17 protein-coding genes are annotated in these 14,052 nt (G+C 57.1%); 12 read left to right on the plus strand and 5 right to left on the minus strand.

Translation table 11 applies throughout. The features are described 5' to 3' along the window. Window positions 1-2 precede the first annotated feature (2 nt). The 3 genes from ACHUE7_RS00685 (at window position 3) to ACHUE7_RS00695 (ending at window position 3,315) form a co-directional block, all read left to right on the plus strand. Window positions 3-989, plus strand: coding sequence for an ABC transporter permease (locus ACHUE7_RS00685; RefSeq protein WP_127557684.1), 987 nt, complete (start codon window positions 3-5; stop codon window positions 987-989). 176 nt (window positions 990-1,165) lie between these two features. Continuing rightward, window positions 1,166-2,095 (plus strand): isopenicillin N synthase family dioxygenase, encoded by a 930-nt coding sequence (locus tag ACHUE7_RS00690; protein ID WP_394168254.1) that lies wholly within the window; start codon window positions 1,166-1,168, stop codon window positions 2,093-2,095. A 323-nt stretch (window positions 2,096-2,418) separates the two neighbouring features. Continuing rightward, entirely contained in the window at window positions 2,419-3,315 is an 897-nt protein-coding gene (locus tag ACHUE7_RS00695) for an aspartoacylase (RefSeq protein ID WP_394168255.1), read from the plus strand. A gap of 192 nt (window positions 3,316-3,507) precedes the next feature. Here the strand turns inward: ACHUE7_RS00695 and ACHUE7_RS00700 are convergent, their stop codons facing one another. Next, window positions 3,508-4,113, minus strand: coding sequence for a hypothetical protein (locus ACHUE7_RS00700; protein ID WP_394168256.1), 606 nt, complete (start codon window positions 4,111-4,113; stop codon window positions 3,508-3,510). 72 nt (window positions 4,114-4,185) lie between these two features. Continuing rightward, entirely contained in the window at window positions 4,186-4,461 is a 276-nt protein-coding gene (locus ACHUE7_RS00705; protein ID WP_394168257.1) for an accessory factor UbiK family protein, read from the minus strand. A gap of 267 nt (window positions 4,462-4,728) precedes the next feature. On the opposite strand from ACHUE7_RS00705, the gene glnK (ACHUE7_RS00710) reads away from it, so the two are divergent. The 3 genes from glnK (ACHUE7_RS00710) to glnK (ACHUE7_RS00720) all read left to right on the plus strand — a co-directional run bounded on the left by glnK (ACHUE7_RS00710) (window position 4,729) and on the right by glnK (ACHUE7_RS00720) (window position 6,831). Continuing rightward, a complete protein-coding gene (gene glnK / locus ACHUE7_RS00710; RefSeq protein ID WP_028670788.1) occupies window positions 4,729-5,067 on the plus strand; it encodes a P-II family nitrogen regulator in 339 nt (112 codons plus the stop codon). 30 nt (window positions 5,068-5,097) lie between these two features. Then, window positions 5,098-6,312 carry an ammonium transporter gene (locus ACHUE7_RS00715; protein WP_127557675.1) on the plus strand — a complete coding sequence of 405 codons (1,215 nt, stop codon included), beginning with the start codon at window positions 5,098-5,100 and terminating at the stop codon, window positions 6,310-6,312. Between the two features lie 180 nt (window positions 6,313-6,492). Beyond that, window positions 6,493-6,831, plus strand: coding sequence for a P-II family nitrogen regulator (gene glnK, locus ACHUE7_RS00720; RefSeq protein ID WP_028670786.1), 339 nt, complete (start codon window positions 6,493-6,495; stop codon window positions 6,829-6,831). Window positions 6,832-6,884: 53 nt separating this feature from the next. Here the strand turns inward: glnK (ACHUE7_RS00720) and pspF are convergent, their stop codons facing one another. Then, window positions 6,885-7,877, minus strand: a complete 993-nt coding sequence (gene pspF / locus ACHUE7_RS00725) for a phage shock protein operon transcriptional activator (RefSeq protein WP_394168258.1) — start codon at window positions 7,875-7,877, stop codon at window positions 6,885-6,887. 222 nt (window positions 7,878-8,099) lie between these two features. Between pspF and ACHUE7_RS00730 the strand changes: the two genes are divergently transcribed. The 6 genes from ACHUE7_RS00730 (at window position 8,100) to ACHUE7_RS00755 (ending at window position 11,462) form a co-directional block, all read left to right on the plus strand. Next, window positions 8,100-8,261 carry a hypothetical protein gene (locus ACHUE7_RS00730; RefSeq protein WP_348474599.1) on the plus strand — a complete coding sequence of 54 codons (162 nt, stop codon included), beginning with the start codon at window positions 8,100-8,102 and terminating at the stop codon, window positions 8,259-8,261. 65 nt (window positions 8,262-8,326) lie between these two features. Beyond that, window positions 8,327-9,007 (plus strand): phage shock protein PspA, encoded by a 681-nt coding sequence (gene pspA / locus ACHUE7_RS00735; RefSeq protein WP_394168259.1) that lies wholly within the window; start codon window positions 8,327-8,329, stop codon window positions 9,005-9,007. A gap of 41 nt (window positions 9,008-9,048) precedes the next feature. Beyond that, on the plus strand, window positions 9,049-9,282 hold the full coding sequence (gene pspB, locus ACHUE7_RS00740; RefSeq protein WP_028670783.1) for an envelope stress response membrane protein PspB: 234 nt from the start codon (window positions 9,049-9,051) through the stop codon (window positions 9,280-9,282). Between the two features lie 18 nt (window positions 9,283-9,300). Then, window positions 9,301-9,738, plus strand: coding sequence for a PspC domain-containing protein (locus ACHUE7_RS00745; protein WP_348474597.1), 438 nt, complete (start codon window positions 9,301-9,303; stop codon window positions 9,736-9,738). A gap of 89 nt (window positions 9,739-9,827) precedes the next feature. After that, window positions 9,828-10,382, plus strand: coding sequence for a hypothetical protein (locus ACHUE7_RS00750; protein WP_394168260.1), 555 nt, complete (start codon window positions 9,828-9,830; stop codon window positions 10,380-10,382). Window positions 10,383-10,451: 69 nt separating this feature from the next. Beyond that, complete coding sequence (locus ACHUE7_RS00755) at window positions 10,452-11,462, plus strand: Gfo/Idh/MocA family protein (protein WP_394168261.1); 1,011 nt, start codon at window positions 10,452-10,454, stop codon at window positions 11,460-11,462. Here ACHUE7_RS00755 and ACHUE7_RS00760 read toward each other — a convergent pair. Continuing rightward, a complete protein-coding gene (locus tag ACHUE7_RS00760) occupies window positions 11,435-12,277 on the minus strand; it encodes a substrate-binding periplasmic protein (protein ID WP_394168262.1) in 843 nt (280 codons plus the stop codon). The genes ACHUE7_RS00755 and ACHUE7_RS00760 overlap by 28 nt on opposite strands. Before the next feature lie 69 nt (window positions 12,278-12,346). Then, a complete protein-coding gene (locus ACHUE7_RS00765; RefSeq protein WP_394168263.1) occupies window positions 12,347-14,044 on the minus strand; it encodes an alpha-glucosidase in 1,698 nt (565 codons plus the stop codon). Between the last annotated feature and the right edge of the window lie 8 nt (window positions 14,045-14,052).

The following is a 14,052-nucleotide window of genomic DNA, read 5'->3' on the forward strand; positions in this document are numbered from 1 at the left end:
TCATGGAACTATTCGACAGCATTATTCTGATTCTGGACGCCACTCTGCGTAATGCCACGCCGCTGATTTTTGCCGCTCTGGCCGGCATGTTTTCCGAGCGCTCAGGCATTGTGAACATTGCTCTGGAAGGCAAGATTCTGATCAGCGCCTTCGCCGGTGCCTCGGCGGCCTATTACACCGGCTCGCCGTGGATGGGCCTGCTCGCGGGCATCATGGCCTCGGTTGTCTTTGCCCAACTGCACGCCTTTGCCACCGTCACCCACAACGGTGACCATGTGGTCTCGGGTCTGGCGATCAATATTCTGGCTGCGGGCCTGACGGCTGCGGTGGGGAACTACTGGTTCAGTCAGGGCGGCAATACGCCCAACCTGGTCAGCCGGGCTGAGGAGCTGAACGCCCGCTTCGAGCCGATCGTGTTCCCGTTTGCCGATGCCCTGGCCGATGTACCGATTATCGGTGGCATCTACTCCGAATTGCTCAGTGGGCACTATATTCTGGTGTACCTGGCCTTTTTGGCGGTGCCGCTGTGCTGGTTCGTGCTGTTCCGCACCCGTTTCGGTTTGCGTCTGCGGGCTACGGGTGAAAACCCCCAGGCCGTCGATACGGCTGGTATTTCTGTAACGCAGGTGCGCTACCTGGCGTTGCTGGTGTGTGGTGTGCTGGCTGGCTTTGCCGGTGTGTACCTGGCCGTGGCACTGACCGCTCAGTTCTCGCCGAACATGAGTGCCGGTAAAGGCTACATGGCGCTGGCAGCGCTGATTTTCGGCAAATGGCGGCCCAAAACAACCATGCTGGCCTGTTTGCTGTTCGGGGCCTTGCAGGCCATTGCCGACCGCAGCCAGGGGGCCATCATCTTTGGCTTTGAAGTGCCGGTTCAGTTGGTAGAGGCATTGCCGTACATTCTGACCGTTGTGTTGCTGGGTGGCTTTATTGGCCGCGCGGTAGCGCCCAAGGCCATTGGCAAACCCTACGTGAAAGAACGTGCTTGATCCTTGGGCCGGGTGATCCCTGGCCGGACCAGTCACACACTTGAGATCAGAAGGCGAATAAACGCCTCACCCGACAAGATTCGGGATCTCACTGAGACCATCCCCCGCTGCGGCCTTGTCACCGTAGCGGGGGATAACCGTATTATCAGGCATCGCCTGAACGAGAGACTGCCGATATGAACACCATTCCAACGCTCGATTTACGCCGTTTTAAAACTGACCCCGAAGGCTTTGTTCAGGAAATGGGCGCGGCCTATCAGGCCTGGGGCTTTGCTGGCATTACCGGCCATGGCATCGATTCGTCAGTGGCCATTAATGCCTTACGAGCGGCTGAAAAAGTTTTTGCCCTGCCCGATGACACCAAGAAAGCCTATTTCAAAAACAATGGCGGCACCCGGGGCTATACCCCATTCGGTACCGAGATTGCCAAGAACGCCGAACACGTCGACCTGAAAGAGTTCTGGCATGTGGGCCGCGAGATTGAAGGCGAACCGCCGCACAAAGACCTGACCCCGAATATCTGGCCGGAAGAAGTGCCCGAGTTCAAAGACGCCATGCTGCGGCTTTACTACGAGCTGGATGCGCTGTCTCAGGAACTGCTGCAAGCGTTTGCCTTGTTTATCGGCGAAGACCGGCACTATTTCGACGAAAAGGTAAACTACGGCAACAGCATTCTCCGGCCACTGCATTACCCGCCAATTACTGACCCCAACCTGCCTAACGTGCGGGCCGGCGCTCACGAAGACATCAACCTGATCACGCTGCTGGTCGGTTCCGAGCAGGAAGGGCTGGAAGTGAAGAACATGCGCGGTGAATGGGTCGGTATCTCGATGATTGAAGGCACCATCATCTGCAACGTGGGCGACATGCTGCAACGCCTGACCAACCACGTGCTGCCTTCAACCACGCACCGTGTGGTTAACCCCAAAGGCGAGGCCGGCAAGGTATCGCGGTTCTCCATTCCGTTCTTTGTCCACCCAAACCCGGGCACCTCGCTGGATGCACTGCCGCAGTGCGTCACCGAAGACAACCCGAAACGCTACCCACCGATCACCAGCGATGAATACCTGATGGAACGGTTACGCGAGATCGGGCTGGTTAAGTAACAGGCGTTTCGATGGTCGGCATATGCCTTGGTGCCAGGAGTCCGTGTCAGGCACCGGGTATGCCTATCCGGGGCCGGCATAAACCCGTCCATGGGGCCTAGACTGAAACATCCATGTTTCAGACTTCCCCGGATAGGCATACCCGGCACCTGACACTTTGTTGGTCGTAAACACCGAGCTATAGATTGAGTAATACCCACCAACGCCCTGTATGACCCATCTCTCCAATCGCCTTTGGTAGGCTGAATAGGGTGGGGGATTGGCTTTTTCTCCAACTACCTCATACTGGGTGGGAGAATACAGCCAAGTCAAGCAGGTGCCCCATGTCGACATCCCCGATCAAACACGTTGCCATCACTGGCGGTACTCACGGTAATGAACTTACCGGGGTGCATTTGCTCAAGCACTGGCGCAATAACCCCGAAGAAATCTGCCGGGACGGGCTGGTGACCGAGCTGCATCTGGCCAACCCCAAGGCCAATGGCTGCAACCGGCGCTACCTGGATCAGGATCTGAACCGGCAGTTCAGCTGGGATGATCTTTCGGATCACAGTCTCTGTGGTTACGAGCAAAACCGGGCCAAATCACTGAACACCTTGCTGGGCCCAAAAGACGCCCCCCGCGTCGATTTCATCATCGATCTGCATACGACCACCGCCAACATGGGCACCACCCTGGTGATCAAATCAGACGATGCGCTGGTGGTGGGCATGGCGTTCTACATCAAGCAGCAGATGCCTGAGGTTACGTTGTTTTATGAGCCGGAAGATCGCCTGGGCGATAATTTCCTGATCTCACTGGCGAAACATCATGGTTTGCTGGTGGAGGTGGGGCCAGTGCCTCAGGGCATGTTGCGCTGGGATGTGTTTGACAAAACGCGCCAGGCTACCCGCCTTGGGCTGGATTACCTGGCGGCCGTGCGCGCGGGTAATCAGCCAGAATTGCCAGCGTCTTTGCCAGGGTTCCAGTTTGTCGAAAAGCTAAAACTGCCGGAAAACGAACGTGGTGAACTGACGGCGATGATTCATCCCGATCGGCAAGACACCGATTACCAGCCCATTCAACCGGGCGACCCGCTTTTCATTACGCTGGAAGGTGAAACCCTGAATTATGAAGGCACTGAAACCTTGTACGGGGCCTTCATCAATGAAGCGGCGTACTATGATCAGCATATCGGGCTGAGCCTGATGCGTAAGATTGATATCCCATTGCCGGGTTAAAAGTGGCTCTAGGCTGCAGTTTCCGAGTTAACTACGCGAAACGAGTGTCTGGTACCGGGTATGCCTATCTGGGGAAGTCTGAAGCATGGATGCTTCAGTCTAGGCCCCATGGATGGGTTCATGCCGGCCCCAGATAGGTATACCCGGTGCCTGACACGGATCTCTGGTACCTAGGAAAGTTAAACTCGGAGTTTAAATCTGCCCGAACTGGAAGCTGATGAATACGCTGGGGCCGGAGATGTCGCTGGCATCCAGGTTGTCGATCAGTGGTTCGCTGGTCAGCCGGTAGGCACCGCCGATGCCGATTTCCAGAAAATCGGTCACATTGACCTCGCCTGAGAGACTGAATTCGCTGACTAGGAAGTTGGCATCTTCATCGTTGCTGCCGCCGCTATCGACGATGGATACATTCCCCGCCCCCAGCAATACCTTGCTTTCCCAGTGGACCACCCGGTCGGGCTGGTGGGTATAACCCATCAGCAAGCCCGCATAGCCCATCTCCAGTTTCCGCCCGGTGTCGTCCCATTCCAGCTCATTGACCAGGCCGTAGCCGGCACCGCCGATGATCAGCGAATGGGGGCCGGAAGTGAAGGTTGCTCCACCCTCGCCACCGATCATCACGGCATTGTCACCGTTAATAGTTCCCAGCTTCACCAAAGGCCCGCCAAAGCCCCCCGAACGCGCATCTTCCATATCGATCAGCGCTGTTTTTGTGTGGTCAGATGCCTGGGCAGGCAGGCATAGCAACAATAAGGCAGTGCCGGCCAGTGCCGGGGCGATCAACGGGGTGGTGCGCATCGTGTCTCTCTCCACTAGGAACCAGATGTCAGTGAGTGTAGGCGAGTGCCTGGCCCGGGCCAGTGGCGGAAGTCACGGCTTGAGCCGGCTTTCCAGATCGGCCAGTTGTTGCTCAAGGTCGGCCAGCTGCTCGCGCGTGCGCTGCAGCACGGCCTGTTGCGCTTCGAACTCCTCGCGGCTGACGACATCGAGTTTGCTCAGTTGCGATTGCATCAGGCTGCGCAAGTTCTGGCGCACCTCGCTGCGGGCCTGCTGGCCCTGGCTGAACAGTTCACTCGCCTGGCGGCTGATCTGGTCGAGTAGGTCTTCGGGCAGTTTCATGGCTGTGCTCCATTGGGGTGCTTTCATGCCGCACACTTATTGTGCAGCGCTCCAAATCAGTGCGTCGTAACGCGGTTTGTGACGCAGTTCAATAGCTAACTGCTTGATATTAAAGGCTTAGTCGAGTTGGCACGGGCTTCGCTATAGACCCTCCACGGATGAAACCAATCGCAGCCAACCGTTGCATTGGACATTGTAACTCGGGTGATCGGCTGCCGCACTGATGCTGGCGGCCAAACCCTCGGGCCGGTGCTGATTCTCAGCGCAACGGTGGAATCAACAGGAGTGAACGACATGAAACTCGTATCAGCCATTATCAAGCCCTTTAAGTTGGACGACGTCCGCGAAGCGCTGTCAGAAATTGGCGTGCAGGGCATTACCGTGACTGAAGTGAAAGGCTTTGGTCGTCAGAAAGGCCACACCGAACTCTATCGCGGCGCAGAGTACGTGGTGGATTTTCTGCCCAAGGTGAAGGTTGAGGTCGGTATTTCAGACGAACTGCTCGACCGCGCTATCGAATCGATTACCAAGGCCGCCAACACCGGAAAAATCGGTGATGGCAAGATCTTTGTGACCCCGCTGGAACAGGCGATTCGCATTCGTACCGGCGAAACTGGCAACGACGCGATCTGAGCCGGGTTGACTAACGGGAGAGACTGAACAATGAACGAATTGACGCAAGTACAATACGCACTCGATACTTTTTACTTTCTGATCTGTGGCGCTCTGGTGATGTGGATGGCAGCGGGCTTCTCCATGCTCGAAGCTGGCCTGGTTCGCGCCAAGAACACCACGGAAATTCTGACCAAGAACGTGGCCCTGTATTCCATTTCCTGCACCATGTACCTGATCTGCGGCTACGCCATCATGTACGACGGTGGCCTGTTCCTGACCGGCATTACTGAAATTGGCGACGGCTACTACTCACCGTCTTCCGACTTCTTCTTCCAGGTGGTGTTTGTTGCCACGGCCATGTCGATCATCTCCGGTGCGGTTGCCGAGCGGATGAAGCTGTGGGCCTTCCTGGTGTTTGCCGTTGTGATGACCGGCGTGATCTACCCACTCGAAGGTTCCTGGACCTGGGGTGGTCAGGCTGTGTTTGGTATGTACACCCTTGGCGACCTGGGCTTCAGTGACTTCGCTGGCTCTGGCATCGTGCACATGGCAGGCGCGTCTGCTGCACTGGCCGGTGTTCTGCTGCTGGGTGCTCGTAAAGGCAAGTATGGCAAGAACGGCGAAATCAACGCCATTCCGGGTTCCAACCTGCCGCTGGCGACCCTGGGTACCTTCATCCTGTGGATGGGCTGGTTCGGCTTCAACGGTGGTTCCGTACTGAAAGTTGCGGATGCCGAAAGCGCCAACGCCGTCGCCCTGGTGTTCCTGAACACCAACGCCGCTGCCGCTGGTGGTTCTATTGCCGCCCTGATCCTGGCACGCCTGTGGTTCAAGAAAGCTGACCTGACCATGGCCCTGAACGGCGCCCTGGCTGGCCTGGTGGCCATCACCGCTGAACCGTCAACACCAACCCCGCTGCTCGCTACGCTGTTCGGCGCCCTGGGTGGCCTGGTTGTGGTCTTCAGCATCGTTACGCTCGACAAAATGAAGATTGATGACCCCGTTGGTGCCATCTCGGTGCACGGTGTGGTCGGTCTGCTGGGTCTGTTGCTGGTGCCGTTCACCAACGATGGCGCAACTTTCTCTGGCCAGATCATCGGCGCGCTGACCATCTTCGTCTGGGTATTCGTTGCCTCACTGGTTGTCTGGGGAATCCTCAAGGCGGTCATGGGCATTCGTGTCACCGAGGAAGAAGAATACGAAGGCGTCGACATTGCCGAATGCGGCATGGACGCTTACCCGGAATTCACCGGCTCCAAGTGATCTCCGGTTAGCTGATCGTTACACCAAAAGGGCCTTCGGGCCCTTTTTTGTTGCCTGGATGAGCTGGGCTTCCATTTTGACAGGTGTTTGAAATCTCCTATACTCGAATTGTTAACGGCCAGACCAGTAGGGTATGCTCATCGCATCTATCGGCTATTCCGTTACTCTGAGGAGTTCAGCATGAAGCTTGTAACTGCCATTATTAAACCATTCAAACTCGACGATGTTCGCGAATCCCTCTCTGAAGTGGGTGTTCAGGGCATTACTGTCACCGAGGTCAAGGGCTTTGGCCGCCAGAAGGGCCACACTGAGCTGTATCGCGGCGCCGAATACGTGGTCGATTTTCTGCCCAAGATCAAACTCGAAGTCGCCATCGACGACGCCAAGGTGGAGTCCGTCATCGAGGCGATCTCCAAAGCTGCCAACACCGGCAAGATCGGCGACGGCAAAATCTTTGTGTCGTCACTGGAGCAAGTGATCCGCATTCGGACCGGCGAGACTGGCGAAGACGCGGTTTAAACGGCTGTCTCCACTGCAGGCCGGTCTGGTACCGGTCTGCCTTCCCATTACTGTTATTTCTTCTTTTCTATCAACCCATGCTTACGTAACTGACTCCGAAACTGATGGTAACTCAGCCCCAGCGCTTCAGCGGCGCGTCCCTGGTGGCGGCCATTGGTATCCAGTGCGCCCTCCAGTAATGCCACCTCGTAACGACTGACCTGTTCGTTGAAGCTCTCGTTTGGATTGGCTGCAAAGCCGTTTTCTGTGGTTTCCGGTGCGGGTTGCCAGGGTGAGTGAAAGGGGTCGAGCACCAGGTCGTCGATCGGTTCGGCTTCGTTGCCCCAGCGATAGACACTGCGCTCGATGGCGTTTTTGAGTTCGCGGACGTTGCCGTAGAAGGGGTGACTGGTTAGCTGTTCCAGCGCCCGGTCGGTAAAACCCGGAAACACCTCCCAGCCTAGTTCGCTGCTCATCTGAATGCCGAATTGATCGGCAAGCAGGGTGATGTCGTCGTGGCGGTGGCGCAGTGGCGGCAGGGTGAGTACGTCGAAGGCGAGACGGTCGAGCAGGTCGGCGCGGAAGCGGCCTTCTGCGGCCAGCCCCGGCAGGTGTTCGTTGGTGGCGGCGATGATGCGCACGTCGACGGTCAGGGTTTGCTGGCCGCCGAGGCGTTCAAATTCACCGTATTCGATCAGGCGCAACAATTTTTCCTGCAACGCCTGCAACATATTGCCCACTTCATCCAGAAACAGCGTGCCTTCGTGGGCTCGTTCGAAGCGGCCTTTGTGCAACCGGGTAGCGCCGGTAAAAGCACCGGGTTCATAGCCGAACAGGTCGGCATCGAGCAGGGATTCGCTGATGGCGCCGCAGTTGATTTTCAGAAACGGCTGTTGCCAGCGCTGCGACAGAAAATGCAGCCGTTCGGCGATAAGTTCCTTACCGGTGCCCCGTTCGCCGATGACCAGCACAGGGCGGGTGAGCGGGGCGACCTGGGATACTCGGTCTAACAGGTCCGACAAGGCCGGGCTTTCGCCAAGGATTCGCTGTGGGCTGCGCTCGGTCATGTCTTTGCTCTTTATATTGGCCTATATGGCTAAATAAATTAGCCATTAACACCAGTAAAGTCCAGCCTGGGTTAGCCTGAAATAACCTAAACTCTTATAAATCAATAGGTTACGAACTTGGCATGGTATCTGTAATAGGTACTGCGTAACGCACACAATCACTGACGATATGACGTAGCCAGGGATTTTCAGGACCGAACCGCAGAGGGACAGGATATGTTTATGTTGAACCCGCGCGCACCGCTGTACATGGGCATGATTACGCTGAGCAGTGCCCTTGCCGTCGTGACGCACCTGGGCATCGGATTATTGACCTTCGTCTGGATGACCATGCTCTACGAGAGCATCACGCATCTGGTCGGGCGGTCGACCAACGAACGCTAGAACACCGCTGGCCACTTGTTTCAGCTGGCTTATTAAAGACTATATGGCACTCAGGAGTATGAGCTATGGGTATTTTTTCGAGACTGACCGACATCATTAATTCCAATCTGACCGCTTTGCTTGACCGGGCTGAGGATCCGCAGAAGATGATTCGGCTGATCATTCAGGAAATGGAAGAAACGCTGGTGGAAGTGCGCAGCAGTTCAGCGCGCATCATCGCCGACAAGAAAGACGCCCAGCGCCGGCTCGACCGCTTGCATGCGGAAGTGGCCGAATGGGAAGCCAAGGCCACTCTGGCGCTGGAGAAAAACCGCGAAGATCTGGCTCGCGCAGCCCTGGCGGAAAAGCAGGTGCTGCAGGAGGAAGAGGCTATCATTGAGCAGGAATTCAAGGCGCTGGATGAGCATCTGAAACAGCTGTCCGGTGAGATTGGGCAGCTGCAGCAGAAACTGACCGACGCCAAAGCGAAGCAGAAGTCCATGGTCATGCGGCATCAGACGGTATCGACGCGTCGTCGGGCGAAAGAACAACTGTCGCGCGAGTCGCTGCAGGATGCGTTCGAGAAGTTTGAACGCTATGAGCGGCGCATGGATTCGATGGAAAGCGAGATAGAAGCGATGGATCTGGGCAAGGGTGAGCGCTCTGATCTGGCTGGCGAGATCGACAGTCTGGTCCGGGACGACAGCATCAATCTTGAGCTGGAACGCCTGAAAGCCAAAATGAAAAACCGCCCGGAACAAAACTAAGCCCCGGGCCGACTGACCGGTCGGCCCGCAAGGAGTAAGGCATGCATTTTTTTGAATTTCTGTTTGTCCCGACCATCCTGTTTCTGGTGGTGGTGATGCCGATCTGGCTGGTATTGGACTACCGCCACAAGGGGCGCACACGCCAGGGCCTGTCGGAGGATGACCAGGTTAAATTGGATGACCTGCTACGCACCCTCGACAAGGTGGTCGATCGGGTCGATGCGCTGGAAGGCATTTTGGATGAACGCAGCCCTCGCTGGAAGCGGGACCGCTAACTCGTCGGAGAGACTCTAATGACTAAGAAAGAATTCTGGCAGCGCCGTCGCGAAGGCTTCGGAATGAATCTGTACCGGAACAAGAAAGATGGCTGGGTGGGTGGCGTCTGTGCCGGGCTTGCCGATCATTTTAACATTGAACACTGGATAGCCCGGCTGATCGTCGTGGCGGGGTTTATGTTCTTCGGGTTCCTGACCCTGCTGGCTTATGTAGGCGCTTGCGTCGCCATGGCGCCGCGCCCCAAGGGCCCGGTGCAGCAGGAATACCAGTACGACGAAAACAACCACCAGGATCGGCCACGTAATCTGTTTCGCTACGGAGAGAGCCCCGGTGAGCGGCTCAGTACGGCCAGGGAGCGCCTGAACCGGACACTGAGCCGTGTCGAGCGGATGGAACAGTACGTGACCTCCAAGCGCTATGAGCTGGATCGGGAGTTCTCCAAAATTCAGGATTGACGCACACCGTCGTTCGACTGGCCCGCACCGGTGCATTGCGGTAAAGTGCGGCCAGTTTATTTATTTCACCTCACAAAAGAGAACCTGCCGTGTCGCACCGCCCGGATGATTCGTCAGCCGACCGCACTCCGGTTACTGGCTGGCGAGACGCCATACGCCGCCCCACCTTCTGGATCGTCATCGTATTGCTGATTGGCTTTGTGTATCTGCAATGGCCAACCCGCCTGAAACCGCTTGATCAGCCCGACTACGTGACGACCACGATCAACGACGCCATTGCCGTGGAATGGGAAGCCGCACCCAGTGCCCAACCGGATGCGGACAACGACGCCTGGTTTTTGCGGCGCCGGGGTATGGATTTTCTGGTGCAAACCGGCGACTTGACGCAGCCGTTGCCCGAATTGGCCGCTGGCATGCTGGAGACCGACCGCGAGCAGGTGGCAGGGAGCGTATATGAGCCCCTGCAAAGCAGTGAATCGACCGCCCGCTATGCGTTGTACGATGCCGAAAACCGGATCCAACGCCACCGGCTCTATGTTGTCGGCTCTGACTGGGTAAAAATCTCCGTGTTGTACAAAGGCCAGAATGAAGAACGCGAAGCTCGGGCGCGGCGGTTTATGAACCGGGTTACCCGAACGCAGTGAGCCGCTACCCGAACCAATAAGCAAATCTAACAACAAGAACGGTCTGCCGTGACCACAGGAGTGTCTTTTATGAACAGTTCCGCTACATCTTCAACCTACCGCTGGGCCGTGATTGGTACCGGCGGTATGGCCGATCAGTTTGTGGCCGATGCCCGGCACGGAAACGGCGGCGAATTTGTCGCGGTATGCTCGCGTTCGCAGGCCAGTGCGCAGAGCTTTGCGGACCGCCATGGCATTGCTCTGGCGTTCGACGATCTCGACACCCTGCTCGCGCGGGATGACATCGATGTAGTGTACATAGCCAGCCCCCATACCCAGCACCGGCAACAGGCGATGGCGGCCATGGAAGCGGGCAAGGCCGTGCTGGTGGAAAAGCCGGCAACGCTGAACGCCGCCCAGACCCAAAGCCTGTACGACACCGCCGAGCGTTGCGGGGTATTGTGTGTCGAGGCTTTGTGGACTCGCTTTAGCCCGGTTTACCGCTCGGTACTGGCGGATCTGCGGTCGGGCCGAATTGGTCACGTGCGTCATTGCCAGGCCAGCTTTGGTTTCGCAGCACCGGCTGACCCGGAGCATCGTTTAAATGCGCCCCAACTGGCCGGCGGAGCGCTGCTCGATATTGGCATCTACCCCTTGCTACTGCCTCTGGACCTGTTCGGCGTTCCCGACGACATCGAAGGTGACGTGACACTGGGCGTTCTCGGAGTGGATCGGTCTGCCGATCTCGTATTGCACTATGCAAGCGGGGCCAGAGCATTGCTGTCATACAGCCTGGACTTTCCATTGCCGACGCAAGCGGCCATCAGTGGCGAAGACGGCTGGGTCGAGATCAAGGCGCCCTGGTTTGCCAGCCAGGCGGCCCGCTGGCAGGTAGGTCAGGCGCCGGTCAGCCAGCAGCAGTACCCGCTGTTGGGTACTGGCTACCATTATGAATTCAGCGCGGTAAACCGCAGCCTGGCTGCGGGGCTACTGCAATGCGAGGAACACAGCTGGGCCGATTCTCTGGCCTTGGCAGAGGTTATGGACCGGATTCGCAAACGCTGGGGGCCAGATTACGGGGCCGAGCTTGAAGGCATCTGACGCGGATAAATAATCGTCAGGTAGTCATCGATAAAACGGGCGTATTCGTTATCCCGCTGCAGCTCTGCCAGGGCCCGGTTCACCCGGGCGATCAGGGCGTCTGAACCGCTCTGATTGCGCGGTGCAATAAAATGCATCGACAGTGTTTCTACCGGAAACGGCAGCGCCCGTATGGCCGAGTGAGGGACACCGGCATTGCGCAGTAATTCGCGTGCCACATAGCGGTTGATCTTAACGAAATCGGCTTCGCCTGACTGCAGCATGGCAAAGCAGCTTGGCATATCCGAGGGGGTGATGCGGGTGATCGAGCCGCTTTCCACCAGGGGGTTCAGTGCCTGTCCGTGCGCAAAGCCTTCCGGCAGACACAGGGTCAGGCCGGCCAGATCTTCCGGGTTGCTGGCGTTGATGGTGCTCGACTGATCAACGTAGGCGTAGGAACTGACGGTAAACAACGGGTCGGAAAACAGATAGTGTTCGAGGCGTAGCTCCGATTCGATGTAGGGAAAGGTGCCAGCATAGTCGCCGTCCAATGCAGCCTGATAACCCGTGGCCCACCCGGTAACATCAATTTCAACCGGCTGATCGATTTGCTCGAACAGATAGCGTACCAGGTGCGTGGCCAGGCCACCTTCGGGCAGGTTCTGATCGGAAAACGGGGCATAATTGTCACCGGTGACCAGCCGAATCGTCGGGGCGTTTTCCGCCCATATAACCGCCGGAGCAAACCCCAGCAGAATGCAAAGAGCCAGCCCCAGTGCAGGGCGGGGCAGACGTTTGGGGTAGGGAATTGCGCTGGGTGTCCGGTTGTCTGACATGGCGCTCACTTCTGTCCGTAGTCGGATCAATCGTCAGTATAGCGCCATTTTCAACGATGAACGCAACGATTAAGCGTTGTTTGCGTCGATTATCCGGTACACCCGAGCCTCAAAAGGGGCCAATACTAATGCAGGAGACGCAGCGTCGGTTGGCAGGTTCCCAAGCATTAGAGCCGCGCTGTCGAGCACATCCAGTACCGGGTCGACATCGGCTGGCCGGTCGCTCAGGTTGCACAGCACAATGAAGCGGTCGTCACCGCTGCGGCGGTAGGCAAAAATCTGCGAGTGCTCTGCCAGCAACAAGTCGTATTGGCCGTAAATGAGCGTTGGGTGTTCGCGACGCAGACGAATCAGTTGCTGGTAATAAGCCAATATCGAATTCGGGTCCTGCTGTTGTGTGGCGACGTTGATCTCCCGGGTATTGGGGTTCACCGCCAGCCAGGGCGTGCCGGTGGTAAAGCCACCGTTTTCGCTGCTGTTCCATTGCATCGGGGTGCGTGAATTGTCGCGGGCGTTGTCGCGAATGCTGGTGAGGATATCCTCTTCGCCCCAGCCCTGTTCGCGGCGTTGCCGGGCCAGGTTGTGAATGGCGACGTCGTCGAATTGCTGCAATTCGGTGAAGGGGTAGTTGGTCATCCCCAGTTCCTGGCCCTGGTAAATAAAGGGCGTGCCCTGCATCAGAAAATACAGGGTGGCGATGGCGGTGGCGCTTTCACGCCAGTAACGTTCGTCGTCCCCCCAGGTTGAAACGATGCGGGGTATGTCGTGATTCTCGACAAACAAGGCGTTCCAGCCCTGGCCTTCCAACCCTTTTTGCCAGCGTGTCAGCACCTGTTTCAGGTGCGGCAGATCGAGCCCGGCGGCACCGTCGGTTTGCCAGAGTTTGAGCTGTTCGAACTGAAACAGCATGTTGAAGTTGCGTTGCTCGGGCGCGACCCACTCGGGCGCCTGTTCGACGGTGACGCCATTGGCTTCGCCGACGGTCATGATGTCGTAGTGGGCAAAGGTGTTAGCGCACAGGTCACTGATGTAATCCATCACGCCATTGACGTTCATGTGGCCGGCGGCGGAGGGCACGGTCGGCAGCCCTTTGGGGTTCGGCATGTCTGGCAAACCCGGCTGCTTGCGGATATGGGAGATGGCGTCAATGCGAAACCCGTCGACGCCTTTGTCGAGCCACCAACGCACCATGTCATACAAGGCGGCGCGCATCTCGGTGTTTTCCCAGTTCAGGTCGGGCTGTTTGCGCGAAAATACGTGCATGAAATATTCATCGGTATTCTCGTCGTATTCCCACACCGATTCGTTAAAAATGCTCTCCCAGTTATTGGGCGGCTGGCCATTCTTGCCCTCGCGCCAGATGTACCAGTCCCGTTTCGGGTTGGTTTTCGACGAGCGTGATTCAAGAAACCAGGGGTGTTCGTCACTACTATGGTTCAACACCAGGTCGAGCAAAATACGCAAGCCGCGTTTGTGGGCTTCCTCCAGCAATCGATCGAAATCAGCAAGCGTACCGAAGTCGGCCATGATGTCCTGATAGTCACTGATGTCATACCCATTGTCGTCGTTCGGTGACGAGAAAATAGGGCACAACCAGAGCACGGTAACGCCCAGTTCCTGCAAGTAGTCGAGCTTGCTGATAATGCCGTTCAGATCACCAATGCCATCGCCATTGCTGTCCATAAAGCTGCGTGGATAAATCTGATACACCACGGCTTCTTTCCACCAGGTGCGATCGGATGTCTGAGTTGGAAAAGCTGTATTCAAGTGGTGTT

This window comes from Saccharospirillum alexandrii, assembly GCF_043641555.1.
Taxonomy (GTDB): Bacteria; Pseudomonadota; Gammaproteobacteria; order Pseudomonadales; family Natronospirillaceae; genus Saccharospirillum; species Saccharospirillum alexandrii_A.

What these genes read in the sequence shown, in the direction of transcription:
- ACHUE7_RS00685 (WP_127557684.1), top strand. Translation starts at nt 3, where the DNA reads ATGGAACTATTCGACAGCATTATTCTGATTCTGGACGCCACTCTGCGT.
- ACHUE7_RS00690 (WP_394168254.1), top strand. Translation starts at nt 1,166, where the DNA reads ATGAACACCATTCCAACGCTCGATTTACGCCGTTTTAAAACTGACCCC.
- ACHUE7_RS00695 (WP_394168255.1), top strand. Translation starts at nt 2,419, where the DNA reads ATGTCGACATCCCCGATCAAACACGTTGCCATCACTGGCGGTACTCAC.
- ACHUE7_RS00700 (WP_394168256.1), bottom strand. Translation starts at nt 4,113, where the DNA reads ATGCGCACCACCCCGTTGATCGCCCCGGCACTGGCCGGCACTGCCTTA.
- ACHUE7_RS00705 (WP_394168257.1), bottom strand. Translation starts at nt 4,461, where the DNA reads ATGAAAGCACCCCAATGGAGCACAGCCATGAAACTGCCCGAAGACCTA.
- glnK (WP_028670788.1), top strand. Translation starts at nt 4,729, where the DNA reads ATGAAACTCGTATCAGCCATTATCAAGCCCTTTAAGTTGGACGACGTC.
- ACHUE7_RS00715 (WP_127557675.1), top strand. Translation starts at nt 5,098, where the DNA reads ATGAACGAATTGACGCAAGTACAATACGCACTCGATACTTTTTACTTT.
- glnK (WP_028670786.1), top strand. Translation starts at nt 6,493, where the DNA reads ATGAAGCTTGTAACTGCCATTATTAAACCATTCAAACTCGACGATGTT.
- pspF (WP_394168258.1), bottom strand. Translation starts at nt 7,877, where the DNA reads ATGACCGAGCGCAGCCCACAGCGAATCCTTGGCGAAAGCCCGGCCTTG.
- ACHUE7_RS00730 (WP_348474599.1), top strand. Translation starts at nt 8,100, where the DNA reads ATGTTGAACCCGCGCGCACCGCTGTACATGGGCATGATTACGCTGAGC.
- pspA (WP_394168259.1), top strand. Translation starts at nt 8,327, where the DNA reads ATGGGTATTTTTTCGAGACTGACCGACATCATTAATTCCAATCTGACC.
- pspB (WP_028670783.1), top strand. Translation starts at nt 9,049, where the DNA reads ATGCATTTTTTTGAATTTCTGTTTGTCCCGACCATCCTGTTTCTGGTG.
- ACHUE7_RS00745 (WP_348474597.1), top strand. Translation starts at nt 9,301, where the DNA reads ATGACTAAGAAAGAATTCTGGCAGCGCCGTCGCGAAGGCTTCGGAATG.
- ACHUE7_RS00755 (WP_394168261.1), top strand. Translation starts at nt 10,452, where the DNA reads ATGAACAGTTCCGCTACATCTTCAACCTACCGCTGGGCCGTGATTGGT.
- ACHUE7_RS00760 (WP_394168262.1), bottom strand. Translation starts at nt 12,277, where the DNA reads ATGTCAGACAACCGGACACCCAGCGCAATTCCCTACCCCAAACGTCTG.